This window comes from Azospirillum griseum (assembly GCF_003966125.1).
Classification (GTDB): domain Bacteria; phylum Pseudomonadota; class Alphaproteobacteria; order Azospirillales; family Azospirillaceae; genus Azospirillum; species Azospirillum griseum.
The window spans coordinates 108,161-125,552 of the sequence record NZ_RXMA01000016.1 but is presented as its reverse complement, the minus strand read 5'-3'; the positions used below and the strand labels follow the sequence as shown (position 1 = coordinate 125,552).

The window sequence follows — 17,392 nt, the reverse complement described above, 5'->3', positions numbered from 1 at the left end:
TCAGGAATTTGGTGAGCAGGTTGAACACCGTGCTCTTGCCCGCGCCATTCGGGCCGATCAACGCGTGGATCGTTCCCCGGCGAACCTGAAGGTTCACCTCCTTCACCGCGACGAAGCCCTTGAACTCCTTCGTCAGGCCGCGCGCTTCCAGAATGATGTCGTCGCTCATCGGCTGCGTTACCCCCTCCCCTGTCGCCCTCGTGGTGCCCCGCCGTTGCCCGGCGGGGCCTTTGCCGCTTGCGGGGCACACCCGCGCTTGCGCTCGCGTTTGCCGCTTACGTTTGCCGCTTACATAAGCATGAAGCGTGCCAACCATCGGCCATGATGCAAAAGCGCCCGAAACCCTTTGTGTCCCAAGCCCCGATGGATTCGGTCGCGCCGACCACGGGTTTGGAAAGCGTCAGGATCGCAGACACTCTGTCCAACCAACATGACACCACGCCAAGCGTTCGTCATCAAGACCGTCAGGGGCGCAGACGTTTGCGACCGAAACCGACAAGGGCGGAAACGAACAACGCGCCCTTGATTCCGATCATGGAGCCAAGGGCGCGTTGAGCGTTGAGACAAAACAGGCGTCAACCAGAGAGGCAACAGCGGGGTAAGCCGTGTCAGCCCTCCACCACCTCGGCGCGAGAACCGGGCATCATCCGCTTCAGCACATCGTCGCGGCGGACATGGTGGTGCCACAGGGCGGCGGCGGTGTGCAGGGCGGCCAGCGCCAGGATCAGATTCGCCGCCAGTTCGTGAATCTCCTTCACCGTGCGGCCCAGCGCGCGGTCGGGGGCGAAGGGGGCCGGGATGGTGAACAGGCCGAAAAAGGTCAGCGTGTCGCCGCGCAGCCACGTCAACACGATGCCCAGCAGCGGCAGGGCGATCATCAGCCCATACAGCCCGATGTGGGTGAGATGCGCCAGCGCGCGTTCGTGTCCGGCCATCGACGCGGGCAGGTCGGGCGCACCGCGCGTCAGGCGCAGCCCCAGCCGGGCCGCCACCATCACCGCCAGCATCAGGCCAAAGGAGATGTGCAGCCACCACACCATGGCCCGGCCCGGATCGCCGCGCTCGAACAGGTCTTCGGCCAGCGCCAGACCATACAGACCGATGATGAGGAGGAAGGTCAGCCAGTGCAGGGTCTTCTGCATCGGGCTGTAGGACGAGGTCGCCATGGACAGGCTCCGGATTCGGAAAACGGGGGAGGGAAACGGGGAGCGCCCCAGCGCCGCCCCGCACCCGATGCCATCACCCTACCCCCGCCCACCTGAACCGGCGCTGAACGGCCCCGCCCCATCACCCCAACAGGAAATGAACCTGCAAGCGCCCGTCGCGGGGGGACCGTTCGACGCTGGCGCGCACGCCGAAGACGTGAAAAATCACCTCGGGCGTCAACACCTCCTCCGGCGTGCCGACGCAGACCAGACGGCCTTGATGCAGCGCCGCCAGCCGGTCGCAGAACAGGGCGGCGAGGTTGAGGTCGTGCAGCGCCACCACGCTCGTCACCGGCAACCGCTGCACCAGCGCCAGAATCTCCAGCTGGTGGCGGATGTCGAGGTGATTGGTCGGCTCGTCGAGCAGCAATTCGCTGGGGCATTGCGCCAGCGCGCGCGCGATCAGGGCGCGTTGGCGCTCCCCACCCGACAGGCTGTGCCACAGGCGGTCCCGCCGGTCGGCCATGCCCACCTGCGCCAGCGCAGTGTCCACCGCCGCCGCGTCCGCCGCGTTCCAGGGCGACAGCGCGCCGCGATGGGGCGTGCGGCCCAAGCGGACGACGTCCTGCACGGTCAACGCCGCGTCGGTCGTCGCCTGCTGTTCCACAAAGGCCACCCGCCGGGCGAAGGTCCGGCGCGACAGGCTGGCGATGTCGCGGTCCTCCAGCGTGATGACGCCGCTCGACACCCGGCGCAGCCGCGCCATCAGCCGCAGCAGGCTGGATTTGCCCGACCCGTTCGGGCCGATCAGCCCCAGCGTCCGCCCCGGCTCCACCGCCAGCGTCACGCCATCCACCAGCGGCAGGCCGCCCACGCCCCACCGCACGTCCTGGGTTGCCAAGGTCATCGGGCGTGCCTCGCGCGGAACAGGATGAGGGCGAAGGCGGGCGCGCCGAACAGGGCCGTCACCACCCCCACCGGCAACACCTGTTGCGCCACCAGCACGCGCGACAGGATGTCGGCCAACACCAGGAACACCGCGCCGACCACCAGCGCGGCGGGCAGCAGCCGGGCGTGGCGGTGGCCGACCAGAAAGCGCACCGCGTGCGGGATCACCAGCCCGACGAAGCCGATGGACCCGACGATGCCGACCATCGCGGCGGTCATCGCGGCGGTCAGGGCGAACAGCACCACCCGCACCCGCGTCACCGACACCCCCATCGCCGCCGCCGCGTCCGCGCCGAAGGCAAAGGCGTCGAGCGCGCGGGCGTGCAGCATCGCCACGACAAAGCCGATCAACGCCACCGGCAGCGCCAGCCACACATCGGGCCAGCGCACACCGCCCAGATTGCCCAGCAGCCAGAACAGCACGCCGCGCGCCTGTTCGGCGTTGGCCGCCGTGGCGACGATGAAGGAGGTCATGGCGTTGAACAGTTGCGACCCCGCCACCCCGGCCAGCAGCACGCGATCGGACCCGCCGCCGCTGCCCAGCGCCAGCAGCCCGACCAGCCCGATGGCGGCGAGCGCCCCGGCGAAGGCCCCGCCGGACAGCGTCACCGCCCCACCGCCGACCCCGACGATCATCACCAGCACCGCCCCGGTCGATGCCCCGGCGGAAATGCCCAGCACATAGGGTTCGGCCAGCGGGTTGCGCAACAGCGCTTGCAGGATCACCCCCGACACCGCCAGCGCCCCGCCGCAGCAGGCGGCGACCACGGCGCGGCTCAGGCGGTAATCCCACACCACCCCCTCCTGAATGCGGTTCAGGGTGTGGGTGGTGCCGAACAGCCGGTTGCCGACCGTCTTGGCGATGACGTCGAGCGGGATCGTCATTTCACCGATGGACGCGGCCAGCGCGATGGACAGGACCAGGCCCGCCAGCGCCAGCGTGACCACCAGAATGGGCCGCGCCGACGCCAGCGGCCATGACGTCATTGCCCCGGCTCGATGGCGGCCAGACCGGCGGCGAGCGCCTCAAGGCCATCGATGGTGCGGATCGACGGATTCATCGACTGCGCGTTCATCAGGACGACGCGGTTGTGGCGCACCGCCTCCAACCGGCTGGCCACCGGGTCGCTGGCCAGAAAGGCGCGCTTGACCTCGACATCGTCGGCGGGGAAGCGGCGGCGGTCCATGGTGGCGATCACGATCACCGCCGGGTTGGCGGCGGCGATGCCCTCCCAGCCGACCAGCGGCCATTCCTCATTCGTGTCGATGACGTTGCGGGCACCCAACGCCGACAGGATGTAGGCGGGCGCGCCGTTGCGCCCGGCGACGAAGGCGTCGCCCTTCACATCCTTGCTGGAGAACCAGAAGACCACCGCGCGGTCCTTGCCCTTGCCCGCCACCGCCTTGATCGCGGCGGCCTCGCGGGCGCGCAGGGTCGTGATCAACTCCTCGCCCCGGTCGGCCACGTCGAAGATCTGGGCCAGTTCGCGGATTTCCTGATAAATCAGGTCCATGGTGAACAGGCGCTTGCGCACGCCGTCGCCGCTGCCGGAATTGTCCTTTTCCACGCAATCGGCGGGGGAGACATAGGCCGGGACGCCCAGGGCGGCGAACTGCTCGCGCTTGCCGACCGACCCGTTCGGGCCGATGTGCCATTCATATTGCGCCGTCACCAGATCGGGGGCCTGCCCGACCACCGCCTCGAAACTCGGGTCGTTGTCGGCCAAACGCTTGATCTTGGCGTTGACCGCCTCGAACGGCTTGAGCACCGGGCCGAACCAGACGGCGGTCCCGACCAGCCGGTCGGCCAGCCCCAGCGACAGCAGGATTTCCGTGCTGCTCTGGCCAATGGACACCGCGCGCTTGGGCGCTTGGGCGAAGGTCAGCGGCTGGCCGCAATTCGTCACGGTCAACGGGTAACGGGTGGCCGCCGCCGCCGCGCCCGACGCGGCGAACAGGGTGGCCCCAACCAGGGCGGCCCCAACCAGAGCGGGAATGGCAGCGAGCGAGAGCGCGCGCAGACGGGTGGTCAAACGGAAAACGGTCATGACAATCCTGGGCCACAGGGGTGGCGATGAGGAACAATGGGCGTGGAACCGCGCGCGACGGCCGGAACCGGCGCGCGCGTCATCGCACGGGCACGCGCAGCGACACCGGGGAACCGGGGGGCGCGGAGCAACGGCGGGCGGGAAAACTCAGCGCAAAAGGGCTGCGCGCGGCGTCATCATGAACACTCCTGACCCGGACAACCCCGCCCGGTGTGGATGGCAACGACGACGGCAGGTCTCCTGGCTCACGGATCATGGCTTTCGGTCTGCCTTCCCACGAGTCGGATTAAACCGGCGCGCAGTGGCATGACGCCCCCCGTTGTGAAACGAAGGCGCGTCACCAGGACCTGAGGCGATCCGCTGACAGTTGCGGGGGCAGCCACGGACTCCGCCGCGCGGGCGTCACCGTGTTCCCTTTTGATCCCCAGTGGGGAACCGTCGAGGCGAAACGTTATAATGTAACGCTTGATGCGTCAATCACAATCACTCGCAGGGCCTATCACGCCACAGGCACGGCGTCGAGGCTGGTGTAGACGGGCAAACCCCGGTCACGGAAACGCTGGACCTCCGCGTCCGCCCCCTCCGAGGGGCCACCCACCCGCAAACAGGCGTCGCAACGTTCGGCCAGCGCCAACGACACCGGCATCATGATGGCATCAAAGCGTTCCTCCCCCGCCGCCGCGATGATCGGCAGAGCGGCGTTGACGCCGATGATGGGGATGTGGCCCCGGTCGAACACCGCCACCGCCGCCTCATTCAAACACCGGAGGTTCTCCGCCCGCCGCGCGGCGTCCGCGCCACCGGAACTGTAGGGGCCAGCCACCATGATGAGCATGACGCCTCACTCCATCAGGGTGGGCGGGGACGGGGCCAGGGCCAGTTGGCTGGCGAGAACGGCGGCCTGGGTGCGGGTCAGCACGTTCAGTTTGCGCAGGATGGTGGTGACGTGGGCCTTCACCGTGGTTTCGGCCACGTTCATCTCGTAGGCGATCTGCTTGTTCAACTTGCCCTCGGCGATGCCCGCCAGAACGCGGAGCTGCTGCGGCGTCAGGGTGGCCGCGCGCTGGGCCGGGTCGGGGGTGTCGGCCTCGTGCGCGGCGGGCAGGTCGGGCAACCACAGCTCGCCGTCCAACACGGCGTTGATCGCCTCGACGATCTGGGTGTTGGGGGCGGATTTCGGCACGAAGCCGGAGGCCCCGTAATCGATGGAGCGCTGGATCGTCACCGGGTCCTCCGACGCCGACACCACGATCACCGGAATCGCCGGGTGTTCGGACCGCAGCATCATCAGGCCGATCAGGCCGCTCATCCCCGGCATGTGCAGGTCGAGCAGGATGATGTCCACCCCCTCCCCGGTTTCCAGAATCGGCTTGATCTGGTCGAACCGTGACGCTTCCAGAATCGCGGCCCCGCTCATCGCCTGCCCAATGGTCTGGGCCAGCGCGGTGCGCATCAACGGGTGATCGTCGGCGATCAGAATGCGGTGAGACATGGACAATCCGATGCAAAAACCATAACGGCCAGTATCGGCCCCCGGACGCGCGTTGACAACTGCGCCCATCGCCGCGCGACAACCTTTTCCAGAAAAAAGGACCGCCGCACCGCTCACCGGAGGCTGCCGACCAACCATATCAGCCAAAGAACCACCGCGAGATAGGGGCCGAACGCGATTGACGCGCCGCCCGACAGCCGGTCGCCCCGCAGCGCCGCCCGGGCGAGCGTCACCGCCAGCGCGCTGACCGCCGCCAGCAGAACGACCGACGGCAGCCCCTCCACCCCGACCCAGGCCCCGGCGACCGCCAACAGCTTGGCGTCGCCCAACCCCAACCCGTCGCGCCCGCGCAGTCGGCGATACGCGGCGGCCAAGCCCGCGAACAGGGCGTAGCCCAACAGCGCCGCCAGCGCGTGGGCGATCACGGGACCAGACCAATCCCCATCCGGGGCCGTCCACCCCGTCACCGCCAAGCCCAGGGGCAGCAACGGCAGCGTCACCACATCCGGCAACAGCCGGCAACGCGCGTCCACCAGCGCGGCCAGCAGCAAGGCCCAGCCGAACAGGCAGGCCACCGGAGTCAGCGGCCATGGTGCGGACAAGGCCGCCATTCCCGCCACCGCCCCGGCCCCCAGCGTCGCCAGCGGGCGCGGCCGGGCGCGCCAGCCCTCCCCCAACGGCCACGCGCGGTCCGGCAGCGCCGCCGCCATCGCCCCGATCACCCGCCCGACCGGCAGGGCGGCGAGAACGCACAGGAGGATCAGAGGTATGCTGAACGCGTCATCGGTCATGCCGGACGGATCATCGTGGAACGGGTCATGGCAGGGTGGATCACGGCGCGCCCGGCCCTGAACCCGTGGCGGGATCAGCGGACGGGATCGCCCCGGCGCTGGTGCGTTCGTGGATGGCCTGACGGCGGAAGCGGTGCAGTTCGGCGGGGCGGCCACCGGTCTGGCTTTCGAATTGCCCGGTCGGCTCGACCAAGCCGCCGGAGATCATCATCCGGCGGAAATTCTGCTTGTGCAGCCGCTCGCCCGACAGCGCCTCGACCACCTGTTGAAGCTGGTTCAGGGTGAAGGTGGGCGGCAGCAGTTCGAACACGATGGGGCGGTATTTCAGCTTGCCGCGCAGCCGCTCCAGCGCGGTGGCCAGGATACGCCGCCCGTCGCGCGCCATCGGGCGGCCCAGCGCGCGCGGCATGATGCCACCCGGCGGGGCCGCAGCGGCCATCCGCGCCGCCAACTCCCGATCCCGGAAGGATTCGACCAGCAAGCCGGTTTCGTAGAGCAGTTCGTAGCGCTCCAGCACCCGTTCCATGTCCCAATCGGCCCCGTCCAGGCCAAAGGCGAGCTGGGCGCGTTCGCCGCGCCGGGCGCGGGCGTCGGCGTCGCCCGCCGCGTTGACCCAGCCGCGCAGGGCCGGAACGATGACGGTGTCGATCAGGGCCGGACGCTCGTCGCGCCAATCCTCCCACGGGAAATGATCGTAAAGCGCCCGCCATTCCGCCCCGGTCCCGGCCAGCAGCGCGTCCCGCACCAGGGCCAGATAGGCCACCACGACGGAACGCGGCCCGCCGAACAGCTCGTGCGGATCGCGGAACCGGTCGCCGAAGGTGTAAAGCTGCTCGACGTAGCGCAACGACAGGCCGGACAATCCCTCCGCCACCGCGCGCACGCCGTCTTGCAGAGTGCGGAAACGGTCGGGTTCAAAGGGCGCGCCGGGCAGGGCGTCGCGGTGCGGCAACGGTTCATCGTCCCGGCGGTGTTCCGCCGGGACGTTGAAGCCGCTGCGCACCGTCACCACGCGCGGGACCGTCCCGGCCACCGCGACAACGGCGACCGACAGGCCCAACTGAAGGTCAGAGGTCACACACGCACACTCCACACGGCCCAAACGCCACCCCGGCGCGAACCGGGGCAGCGGGTGGAACCGTCATGACTCAACGAACGCTGGTTTGGCTCAACGCTGGTCGAGGGGCACAAAGGCGCGGGCGGGATGGCCGGTGAAGAGCTGGCGCGGACGACCGATCTTCTGCGCCGGGTCCTCGATCATCTCCTTCCACTGGCTGATCCAGCCGACGGTGCGGGCCAGCGCGAACAGCACGGTGAACATGCTGGTCGGGAAGCCCATCGCCTTCAGGATGATGCCCGAATAGAAATCGACGTTCGGGTACAGCTTCTTTTCGATGAAGTACGGGTCGGACAGCGCGATCCGCTCCAACTCCATCGCGATGGCCAGATGCGGTTCGTCCTTGATGCCCAGGGTGTCGAGCACCTCGTAACAGGTCTCGCGCATGATCTTGGCGCGCGGGTCGTAGTTCTTGTAGACGCGGTGGCCGAAACCCATCAGGCGGAAGCTGTCGTTCTTGTCCTTGGCGCGGTTGATGAACTCGGGGATGCGCTCGACCGAGCCGATCTCCTCCAGCATCTTCAGCACGGCCTCGTTCGCCCCGCCATGGGCCGGACCCCAGAGGGCGGCGATGCCCGAGGCGATGCAGGCGAACGGGTTGGCGTGCGACGACCCGGCCAGACGGACGGTCGAGGTCGAGGCGTTCTGCTCATGGTCGGCGTGCAGGATGAAGATCTTGTCCATCGCCTTGGACAGGATCGGGTTGACCTTGTACGGCTCGCAGGGTGTGCCGAAGGTCATGTAGAGGAAGTTTTCCGCGTAGGACAGATCGTTGCGCGGGTACATGAAGGGCTGACCAGCGGTGTATTTGTAGGCCATCGCGGCGATGGTCGGCATCTTGGCGATCAGGCGGTGCGCGGCGATCTCGCGCTGCTTCAGATCGAAGATGTCGGTCGAATCATGGTAGAAGGCCGACAGCGCGCCGACCACGCCGCACATGATCGCCATCGGGTGGGCGTCGCGGCGGAAGCCGCTGTAGAAGCGGGCCAACTGCTCGTGCACCATGGTGTGATAGGTGATGGTGCGTTCAAAACCGGCCTTCTGCTCCGCGTTCGGCAGTTCGCCGTTCAGCAGCAGATGGCAGACCTCCAGGAAATCGCAATTGTCCGCCAGATCGGCGATGGCGTAGCCCCGGTGCAGCAGGATGCCGTCGTCGCCATCAATGTAGGTGATGGCCGAATCGCAGGCGGCGGTCGAGGTGAAGCCCGGATCATAGGTGAAATAGCCGGTCGCGGCGTACAGCTTGCGGATATCGACCACGCGCGGCCCCGTGGACCCTTCCAGCAACGGCAGAGTCACCGTTTTGCCCGTGACGTTGTCGGTCAGCGTCAGGGTGCCGACCTCGGTCACGTCACCGTGCGGCGTGTGCTTGCTCGATTCCATGCTTGTCACTCTCCTTGGGCTGCGTGATTTTTTGCAGTCCGGTCCGGCCCCCGTCCCGCGCACCGACACCGGCGCGCCAACGGTGACGCCGAACCGTGGCGTTGCGCCGCCTTGGTTCTTAACGCTGGTTCCGGCCCGCCGACGATCAACCCTGTGGTTGGTGCCCCTGTGGTTGGCGCCGACGCGGCCCGCCATGCGCAGACTAGCACGCCACACCCCAATCCGGCACGCCCCATCCGCGCGGTCCGGGCCACCCCCGACCATTGAACAGCCCGCCAACCTGCGGTCAGACGCCCTCGGCCACCCGCTGGCGCAGGCGATGCTCCAGCCGCCCGGCCTCGCGCACCAGAACCGGCAACAACGCGTGCGCCTGCGCCCGTTCGCCGTGGCGGCAGGACACCTCCAACCGCCAGGCCAGATGCATCACCCCCATGCCGCCGAAGCTGCCCGCCATGCTGGACAGATCGTGCGCCTCCCCCGCCAGCGCGTCGAGATCCAGGCTGGCGGGATCCTTGTCGGCGCTCATCGCCGCCAGCCGGTCCAGCCGGTCGGCGACATCCTCCAGAAAGCTGTCCACGATCAGGCCGAGGCTGTCGGCCCCGACGCTGTCCTCCAACCCGGCGAGCACGGCTTCGTCCAACACGTCGCCAGCCTCCGGCTCCGGCGCGTCCGCTGCGTCATCCGGTGCGGCGGCGGCGGTCGGCGGCGGGGCCACGGACAGCCAGCGGTCGAGCACGGCGACCAAGCCGGAACGGTTGATCGGCTTGGTGATGTAGTCGTCCATCCCGGCGGACAGGCATTCCTCACGCGTGCCGGGCATGGCGTCGGCGGTCAGGGCGATGATCGGTACGCGGGCGCGCGGCCCGTCCAACCGACGGATCGCCTGGGCGGCGTCCAACCCGTCCATCACCGGCATCTGCACGTCCATCAGGATCAGATCAATCCCCCCGGCGGACGCGATGGCCAGCGCCTGCTCGCCGTCCTCCGCCACCTCCACCGTGTAGCCAAGCCGCTCCAACAGGGTCGAGGCGAACAGCTGGTTGGTGCGGTTGTCTTCGGCCAACAGGATGTGGCCACCGCGCGGTGCGGCGGGCGGCGGGTCGACCGTCACCTCCGCCACCGGGTTGGGCGGGAGAGCGGAGTCGGGATCGAACAGGCTGGTCAACGTGGCCAGCAGGGCGGCCTGCCGCAGCGGTTTGGTCAGCACGGCGTCGGCCAACCCCCGGTCGATCCGCCCGCCCAACCCCAACGACGTGACCAGCACCCGCTTGGTCCGGGCCAACCCCGGCTGCCCGGCCATCGCCGCCATGAGGGCACCGCCATCCATCACCGGCATGGTCTGGTCGATCATGGCGACGTCGAAGGGTTGGCCGATCATCGACGCGCGGTCCAGCGCGTCCAGGGCGGCCATGGCGCTGTCCACCACGCTGACGCTCGCCCCCAACCAATCCAGCATGCTGGACAGGACCCGTTGGTTGATCGCCAGATCATCGACAACCAACGCTCGCCGTCCGGCGAGCGGGCGGCTGGTCGGCGCGATCTCCTCCCCACCGAAGGCAAGCGGCAAATCAACCTGGAATCGGCTGCCCTGCCCCAACCGACTGTCCACGGTGATGCAGCCGCCCATCACGTCGGTCAACTGACGGCAGATCGCCAGACCCAGCCCGGTCCCGCCGTATTTGCGGGTGATGGAGCCATCCACCTGCTGGAATTTGTTGAACAGGTTGGGCAAGGCCTCCTCGGGAATGCCGATGCCGCTGTCTGTCACCGACACCCGCATCACCAGATGGTCGGAGGCCTGCTCCACCGCCTCCAACTCGATCGCAACGGTCCCGTGATCGGTGAATTTGACGGCGTTGCCGACCAGATTGATCAGAATCTGGCGAATGCGCGTCGGGTCGCCGATCAGGGTCCGGCGCAAATGCGGATCGACGAAAAAGCCGATCTCGATGTCCTTTTCCCGGGCGCGCGGCGTCAGCAGCTCCACCACCCCTTCCACCACGTCGGCGGGGTCGAAGGGCAGCGCCTCCAGCACAACCTTGCCCGCCTCCAGCTTGGAGAAATCGAGGATGTCGTTGATGATCGCCAACAGGGCGTTGGCCGATCCGCGCACCGCCTGGGCAAACTGGCGCTGCTCCTCGTTCAGCGGGGTGTCGAACAGCAGTTCGGTCATGCCCATGATGCCGTTCATCGGCGTGCGGATTTCGTGGCTCATGGTCGCCAGGAAATCGGATTTGGCGCGCGTCGCCTCCTCCGCGCGCAAGCGCTGCTCGTCGGCCTCCTCGCGGGCGGAATCCAGCCCCTCGGCCAGGGCGCACATGTCGGCGGCCTGGCGCTGCAACTCCACCTCGAACCGTTTGCGTTCGGTGATGTCGGTGCGGGTGCCGACCAACGCGCCGCTGGCGGTCTTGTTTTCCGCCACCAGAATCCATCGGCCATCGGCCAGATGCCGTTCGAACGGCGCACCGGGGTTGCGGTGCCGCACCAACTCGCTGCGGATCCAATCCTCCAGCCCGATGTCCGGTGGCGGACCGCCGAATTCCCCGTTGGCGATGGCCGTGCGCAGGATGGTTTCGAAACGCACGCCGGGCCGGATGATCGACGCGGTGCGCGGATGCGCGTCCAGATACTGCCGGTTGCACAGGATCAGACGGTCGTCGGCGTCGTAGAAGACAAAACCTTCAGGGATCGCCTCGATGGCATCGCTCAGGGTTTGTTTGGCCAGACGCAGGGCCTCTTCGGCCTCCTTCTCGCGGCTGATGTCGGTGTGGGCACCGACCATGCGCACCGCCCGCCCCTCCTCATCCAGCACATGGATGGCCCGGCTGAGGATGTGGACGATGTGGCCGTCCTTGTGACGGAAGCGCTGGACCATTTCGAACACCGGCACCCGACCGGCGTTGTAATCCTCCACCAGCGCCAGCGCCGCCAGCCGGTCTTCCGGCAGGATCAGCTTGGCCCAGCAATCCAGGCTGTTCTCCAACTCGTCGTCGCGGTAGCCAAGCTGCTCCTTCCAGGTCGGCGAGAACCAAACGGTCTCGGTGCGCAGGTCCCAATCCCAAATCCCGTCGCGCGTCGCCTGGAAGGTCAGGGCCAACAGCTCGCGGCTGGACCGCAGCGCCTCTTCCTCGCGGCGGCGGTCGGTGATGTCATGGATCACGCCGAACAGGCCGACCGGCGCGCCGCTCGCGTCCACATCCACCGTGCAGCGGGCCGAGGCGTGGCGCACGCTGCCGTCGGGGCGCACGAAGCGCACGGCGATGGTGAAGCCCTCGCCCAACGTCCGCGCCCGTTCCAGCGACACACGGACCAGTTCCTGATCGTCGGGGTGGGTGACGCTCATCGCCAACGCGCTCGATGGCGGCTCGAACGACGGATCCAGGCCAAGGATGCGGTAAATCTCATCGGACCAGCGCCGTTCACCGGTCACAAGATTGCTGTACCAATGGCCGAACTCGCCCACCTCTTCGGCCAGATTCAGCAGGCGGCTGCGTTCGCGCAGCTCGGTTTCGGCCTGCTCGCGCCGCAGGATCTCCCGCCGCAACTCCAGTTCATCGACCACCAGCTTGGCCAGTTGGGCCAGGGTTTCGGCGTCGCGCGGGCTGAAATCGGGGTGCGGGACCGTGTCGATGACGCAGAGCGTGCCCAGCCGATGCCCGTCGGCCAGCAGCGGCGCGCCCGCGTAAAAACGGATGTCGGGGGCCGACGTGACCAGCGGGTTTCCAGCAAAGCGCGGGTCCTGAAGCGCGTCCCGCACCACCAGAACATCATCGCTGTGGATGGCGTGGGCGCAAAAGGCCAGATCGCGCGGGGTTTCGGTGGCGTCCAGCCCGACCCGGCTTTTGAACCATTGCCGGTCGTGATCGACCAACGACACCAGCGCGATGGCGGTGCCAAAGAACTGCGCGGCCAGACGGGTGATGTTGTCGAACCGGCTTTCCGGATCGGTCTCCACCACGCAATAGGAGTCCAGCGCGCGTTGACGCGCCGCCTCGTCCGGCGGCAACGGGGCGGGAACGGCGCTCACGGTGCGCCCTCCCCCGCGTTGCGCCATTGCTGGAGCTTGCGATAGACGGTGGACGGGCTGATTTCCAGCATCAGCGCGGCGCGCGGCACGTCATCGCCGCACAGGCGCAGGGCGCGCAGGATCAAATCCTTCTCCATCCGCCACAGGGGCGGCACGCTGTTGTCGTCGCCCGCCAGAGACGCGGGGGTCGCCGCATGCGCGGCGGACGCACGCGGGGCCACCGGCAGCGGGGCCGCCAGTTGCGGCGGCAGCATCGCCGCCGTCACCTGCGGGCCGTCGTGCAAGACGACCACGTTGCGCACCACATTTTGCAGTTGCCGGACGTTGCCTGGCCAGTCATAGGCGCGCAACCGCGTCTCCACCTCGGGCGCGAAACCGGTGATGGTCTTGCCCTCCTCGCGCGCGTAGTCCGTCAGGAAGACACGCGCGATCTGGACCACATCCTCCCCCCGGTCGCGCAGCGGCGGCAGGGCCAGCGGGATGACGTGCAGGCGGTAATAGAGGTCCTCGCGGAAGCGCCCGGCCTGCACCTCCGCCAGGGGATCGCGGTTGCTGGCGGCGACGAACCGCACATCGACCCGCTCCTCCTGCCCGCTGCCAACCGGAACCACCGTGCCGGTCTGGACAAAGCGCAGCAGCTTGCTTTGCAGGTCAATCGGCATTTCGCAGATTTCGTCCAGGAACAGGGTCCCGCCATTGGCCAGCACGGCCGCCCCCGGCCGGTCGCCGCTGGCCCCGGTGAAGGCCCCCTTCACATGGCCGAAGATCTCGCTTTCCAGCAAATCCTTGGGGATCGCCGCGCAGTTCAGGGCGATGAAGGGCTGGGAGCGGCGCGGGCTGGCGCGGTGGATCGCCTGGGCCGCCACCTCCTTGCCGGTTCCGCTTTCCCCGGTGATGAAGACGTTGGCGCGGCTGGACGCGACGCTTTCGATGGTGCGGTAGACCGCCTGCATCTCCGCCGAGCCGCCGATGAAGCCGTAAAAGCGGTCGCGGTCCAGATCCTTGCGGTAGCCCTCGACCATCCGCGTCAGGGTGCGGCGTTCCAGCGCGTTGCGCAGGGTCAGGTTCAGCCGGTCGGCGTTGAAGGGCTTGACGATGAAATCGAAGGCCCCCAGCCGCATCGCCTCCACCGCGATGTCGATGGAGCCATGGGCGGTGATGATGACGATGGACACGCCGGGGTCGCGCTCGCGCAGGCGGCGCAGCACGTCCAGCCCCTCCATGTCCGGCAATTTCAGGTCGAGAACGACGGCGTCGGGCGCGCGCTCCTCCACCTTGGCCAGGGCGTCGCCGCCACGGGTGACGTGAACGACCTCCAGCGGCTCACCGCGCAAAAACTCGATGTAGAGTTTCGCCAGGGGAACCGTGTCCTCGATCAACAGCACGCGGGGCTTGGACTGGACGGGCATGGTCCGTTTCGTTCGTCGTCATCAACGGTGAAAGTGTACTCTGCGGCGGGGATTGCTGCCAGTTTCCCTTTGTTCTCCGTTGGATCAATCCGACGAGTCGATCAGATCGGTGCGCCCGATCCGCCGCAAGGACACCTTCAGCCGGGCGTCGTTCTCGCGGATCTCGCGCAGGGTTTTCAGGGTGAAGGCGACGTGCGCCGCCGCCGCCGCCCGGGCGCGGTCGCCATCGCCCGCCAGCACCGCGTCGGCGATGGCCAGATGCTGTTCCAGCAGCAGGTCGCGCACACCGGGGCGGGAATAGAGATCGGCGCGGTTGTAGAACACATCGTTGCGCAGCATGTCCGACAGGGTGCGCATGATGTGCAGCATCACCACATTGTGCGCCGCCTCATAAATCGCCAGATGCAGTTCGGCGTCGGAGTCCGCCTCTTCGGAGCTGTCGTCCTTGCCGTGGGCGGCCTTCATGCGGGCGACGATGGCGCGGATGCCGTCGCGGTCCAGATCGGTCGCCCGCCGCGCGGCCAGGGCGGCGGCCTCCACCTCGATGGCGCTGCGGAACTCCAGATAGTCAAAGGTGGTGTCGGGGTTGTTCTGCAACAGCGACACCAGCGGGTCGCCGATGTGGGACAGGAATTGCGCGATGTGGGTGCCGTTGCGCCCCGTCACCAGCAACCCGCGCTCCTCCAGCTTGGCGATGGCGTCGCGCAGCGACGGGCGCGACACGTCCAGCTTTTGCGCCAATTCGCGTTCGGCCAGCAGCTTTTCCCCCGGACGGAGCGCGCCTTCCAGAATCAGCTTTTCCAGATGATCGGCGATGGCGTCGGCCAGCTTGGCCGGTTTGATCGTCCCAGGCATGGGGAAAGGGTCCTTCTGCGCGTGTCGTTCTTCCATACCCCATGGATTCCAACGCCGTCCACTGCCCCGTCCACCGCCCAGTCCACCGCCCCGCCCGCGCGGACGGCGATGCAAGCCCCACCCCCCTACCAAAGTGCATCGTCGGACGAATGGTTTTGCCGTTGCGCAGTTTGGTAAAATCTTTTATCCACGCTTTCAATCTTGGACAGGAGATGTCCACACTGTCGCGTTTCGGGCAAGCTCCTTGTCCGGCGACGCAGGCGGTCAAGGGCATCCGGGTTTCTGGGGAACGGACGGTCCCGCCGAAAGGCGCAACCGCGTCGCGGCCATCGGGCGGCGGCGAACGCCCGTGTGTTGCCGGTCGCCCGGCCACGCCAACGGCCCAATCCCCACACCGTCCAGGCCAGGAACCCCCGTTGTTCGCACACGGGTGGCCCCATGGCGCGCGCGGTCGCGCCGGGCCATTCCGGTGCGGTCGCACAAACGAATGGATGGAAAATGCAACCTTGGATGCAGGTCTATGATCCGGCGGGAAGCCTGTGGCTGTCCGCGCTGATCGCGGCGTTGCCGATCCTGTTCTTCTTCGTGGCCTTGGCCGTGCTGCGGATGAAGGGGCACATCGCCGCCACCATCACCGTCGCCATCGCGCTGGCCGTCGCCATCCTGTTCTACAAGATGCCGCTGGGCATGGGCTTTGCGTCCGCCGTCTACGGCTTCCTCTATGGTCTGTGGCCGATCGCCTGGATCATCGTCGGGGCGGTGTTCCTCTACAAGATCACGGTCAAGACCGGGCAGTTCGACATCATCCGCTCGTCGGTGCTGTCGATCACCGAGGACCAGCGTTTGCAAATGCTGCTGGTGGGCTTTTCCTTTGGCGCGTTTCTGGAGGGGGCCGCCGGGTTCGGCGCGCCGGTCGCCATCACCGCCGCGCTGCTGGTCGGTCTGGGCTTCAACCCGCTCTACGCCGCCGGTCTGTGCCTGATCGCCAACACCGCCCCGGTGGCCTTCGGCGCGATGGGCATCCCGATGATCGTCGCCGGTCAGGTGACGGGGCTGGATCCGTTCAAGATCGGCCAGATGGCGGGCCGCCAACTGCCCCTGCTGGCGGTGTTCGTGCCCTTCTGGATCGTCTTCATCATGGACGGCGTGCGCGGCGTGCGCGAAACGTGGCCCGCCGTTCTGGTCGCCGGTTCGACCTTTGCATTCGGCGTCTTCTTCACCTCCAACTACATCGGTCCGGAGCTGCCGGACATCACCTCCGCGCTCATCAGCCTGGTCTGTCTGACGCTGTTCCTGAAGGTGTGGAAGCCCAAGCGGATCTTCCGCTTCGAAGGACAGGCGGCCGCCCCGGCGTCGGCCCCGGTCTACACCACCGGGCAGGTGGTCAAGGCGTGGTCGCCCTTCCTGGTTCTGACCGCCATCGTCACGGTGTGGAGCCTTGCCCCCTTCAAGGCGCTGTTCGCCAAGACCGGCGCGCTGGCCTCCACCGTCCTCTATTTCCCCATCGACGGGCTGCACCAGCTGGTGATGCGCGTCGCCCCCATCGTGCCGTCGCCCAAGGGCTATGACGCGGTGTACAAGCTCGATCTGCTGTCGGCCACCGGCACGGCCATCCTGCTGACCGCGCTGGTCACGGTGGTGTTCCTGCGGATGAAGCCCGCCGCCGCCGTCGCCACCTTCGGCGAAACGCTGTCGGAGCTGCGCCGCCCGATCTACTCCATCGGCATGGTGCTGGCCTTCGCCTTCATCGCCAACTATTCGGGCCTGTCCTCCACCCTGGCGCTGCTGCTGGCGGGCACGGGGCAAGCCTTCCCGTTCTTCTCGCCGGTCCTGGGCTGGCTGGGCGTGTTCCTGACCGGGTCGGACACCTCGTCCAACGCCCTGTTCTGCGCCTTGCAAGCCACCACGGCGCAACAGCTCAGCCTGTCGGACATCCTGATGGTGACGGCCAACACAACGGGCGGCGTCACCGGCAAGATGATCTCGCCGCAATCCATCGCGGTCGCCTGCGCGGCGGTCGGGCTGGTGGGGCGCGAAGCCGACCTGTTCCGCTTCACCGTCAAGCACAGCCTGTTCTTTGTCGCGATCATCGGCGCCATCACCACGATCCAGGCCTATCTGGTTCCCTGGATGATCCCCTGAGCGTGCCGTGAACCGCCGGTCGGGCGGGGTCCGCC

Annotated in this window: 14 protein-coding genes and 1 riboswitch; of the genes, 1 reads left to right on the top strand and 13 read right to left on the bottom strand. The window is 67.8% G+C overall.

Annotated elements, in window-relative coordinates:
- The 13 genes from EJ903_RS16755 to EJ903_RS16695 all read right to left on the bottom strand — a co-directional run.
- Positions 1-169, bottom strand: a 169-nt coding sequence (locus EJ903_RS16755) for an ATP-binding cassette domain-containing protein (protein WP_126617499.1), incomplete at its 3' end; no start/stop codon positions are given.
- Between the two features lie 439 nt (positions 170-608).
- Positions 609-1,166: a cytochrome b gene (locus EJ903_RS16750; RefSeq protein WP_126617497.1), complete on the bottom strand. Its 558-nt coding sequence runs from the start codon at positions 1,164-1,166 to the stop codon at positions 609-611.
- Between the two features lie 121 nt (positions 1,167-1,287).
- Positions 1,288-2,052 (bottom strand): ABC transporter ATP-binding protein, encoded by a 765-nt coding sequence (locus EJ903_RS16745; RefSeq protein WP_126617495.1) that lies wholly within the window; start codon positions 2,050-2,052, stop codon positions 1,288-1,290.
- Complete coding sequence (locus tag EJ903_RS16740) at positions 2,049-3,080, bottom strand: FecCD family ABC transporter permease (protein WP_126617493.1); 1,032 nt, start codon at positions 3,078-3,080, stop codon at positions 2,049-2,051. Before EJ903_RS16740 ends, EJ903_RS16745 begins: the two co-directional genes overlap by 4 nt.
- Positions 3,077-4,141, bottom strand: a complete 1,065-nt coding sequence (locus EJ903_RS16735) for an ABC transporter substrate-binding protein (RefSeq protein WP_126617491.1) — start codon at positions 4,139-4,141, stop codon at positions 3,077-3,079. The genes EJ903_RS16740 and EJ903_RS16735 overlap by 4 nt, the downstream gene beginning before the upstream one ends.
- Positions 4,142-4,354: 213 nt before the next feature.
- Positions 4,355-4,596, bottom strand: a riboswitch (cobalamin riboswitch).
- A gap of 44 nt (positions 4,597-4,640) precedes the next feature.
- A complete protein-coding gene (locus EJ903_RS16730; RefSeq protein ID WP_126617489.1) occupies positions 4,641-4,976 on the bottom strand; it encodes a DUF4406 domain-containing protein in 336 nt (111 codons plus the stop codon).
- Positions 4,977-4,982: 6 nt separating this feature from the next.
- Positions 4,983-5,633 carry a response regulator gene (locus EJ903_RS16725; protein ID WP_126617487.1) on the bottom strand — a complete coding sequence of 217 codons (651 nt, stop codon included), beginning with the start codon at positions 5,631-5,633 and terminating at the stop codon, positions 4,983-4,985.
- A 113-nt stretch (positions 5,634-5,746) separates the two neighbouring features.
- A complete protein-coding gene (locus tag EJ903_RS16720; protein ID WP_126617485.1) occupies positions 5,747-6,424 on the bottom strand; it encodes a prepilin peptidase in 678 nt (225 codons plus the stop codon).
- Positions 6,425-6,464: 40 nt separating this feature from the next.
- Positions 6,465-7,502, bottom strand: coding sequence for an NUDIX hydrolase (locus tag EJ903_RS16715; RefSeq protein WP_126617483.1), 1,038 nt, complete (start codon positions 7,500-7,502; stop codon positions 6,465-6,467).
- Between the two features lie 90 nt (positions 7,503-7,592).
- On the bottom strand, positions 7,593-8,924 hold the full coding sequence (gltA, locus tag EJ903_RS16710) for a citrate synthase (RefSeq protein WP_126617481.1): 1,332 nt from the start codon (positions 8,922-8,924) through the stop codon (positions 7,593-7,595).
- 286 nt (positions 8,925-9,210) lie between these two features.
- Positions 9,211-12,951: a response regulator gene (locus EJ903_RS16705; RefSeq protein ID WP_246015673.1), complete on the bottom strand. Its 3,741-nt coding sequence runs from the start codon at positions 12,949-12,951 to the stop codon at positions 9,211-9,213.
- Positions 12,948-14,360, bottom strand: a complete 1,413-nt coding sequence (locus EJ903_RS16700; RefSeq protein WP_126617477.1) for a sigma-54-dependent transcriptional regulator — start codon at positions 14,358-14,360, stop codon at positions 12,948-12,950. Before EJ903_RS16700 ends, EJ903_RS16705 begins: the two co-directional genes overlap by 4 nt.
- 84 nt (positions 14,361-14,444) lie before the next feature.
- On the bottom strand, positions 14,445-15,215 hold the full coding sequence (locus tag EJ903_RS16695) for an FCD domain-containing protein (RefSeq protein WP_126617475.1): 771 nt from the start codon (positions 15,213-15,215) through the stop codon (positions 14,445-14,447).
- Positions 15,216-15,713: 498 nt separating this feature from the next.
- Here EJ903_RS16695 and lldP point away from each other — a divergent pair, with 498 nt between their 5' ends.
- A complete protein-coding gene (gene lldP / locus EJ903_RS16690; protein WP_126617473.1) occupies positions 15,714-17,357 on the top strand; it encodes an L-lactate permease in 1,644 nt (547 codons plus the stop codon).
- Positions 17,358-17,392: the final 35 nt, after the last annotated feature.

What these genes read in the sequence shown, in the direction of transcription:
- EJ903_RS16750 (WP_126617497.1), bottom strand. Translation starts at nt 1,166, where the DNA reads ATGGCGACCTCGTCCTACAGCCCGATGCAGAAGACCCTGCACTGGCTG.
- EJ903_RS16745 (WP_126617495.1), bottom strand. Translation starts at nt 2,052, where the DNA reads ATGACCTTGGCAACCCAGGACGTGCGGTGGGGCGTGGGCGGCCTGCCG.
- EJ903_RS16740 (WP_126617493.1), bottom strand. Translation starts at nt 3,080, where the DNA reads ATGACGTCATGGCCGCTGGCGTCGGCGCGGCCCATTCTGGTGGTCACG.
- EJ903_RS16735 (WP_126617491.1), bottom strand. Translation starts at nt 4,141, where the DNA reads ATGACCGTTTTCCGTTTGACCACCCGTCTGCGCGCGCTCTCGCTCGCT.
- EJ903_RS16730 (WP_126617489.1), bottom strand. Translation starts at nt 4,976, where the DNA reads ATGCTCATCATGGTGGCTGGCCCCTACAGTTCCGGTGGCGCGGACGCC.
- EJ903_RS16725 (WP_126617487.1), bottom strand. Translation starts at nt 5,633, where the DNA reads ATGTCTCACCGCATTCTGATCGCCGACGATCACCCGTTGATGCGCACC.
- EJ903_RS16720 (WP_126617485.1), bottom strand. Translation starts at nt 6,424, where the DNA reads ATGACCGATGACGCGTTCAGCATACCTCTGATCCTCCTGTGCGTTCTC.
- gltA (WP_126617481.1), bottom strand. Translation starts at nt 8,924, where the DNA reads ATGGAATCGAGCAAGCACACGCCGCACGGTGACGTGACCGAGGTCGGC.
- EJ903_RS16700 (WP_126617477.1), bottom strand. Translation starts at nt 14,360, where the DNA reads ATGCCCGTCCAGTCCAAGCCCCGCGTGCTGTTGATCGAGGACACGGTT.
- EJ903_RS16695 (WP_126617475.1), bottom strand. Translation starts at nt 15,215, where the DNA reads ATGCCTGGGACGATCAAACCGGCCAAGCTGGCCGACGCCATCGCCGAT.
- lldP (WP_126617473.1), top strand. Translation starts at nt 15,714, where the DNA reads ATGCAACCTTGGATGCAGGTCTATGATCCGGCGGGAAGCCTGTGGCTG.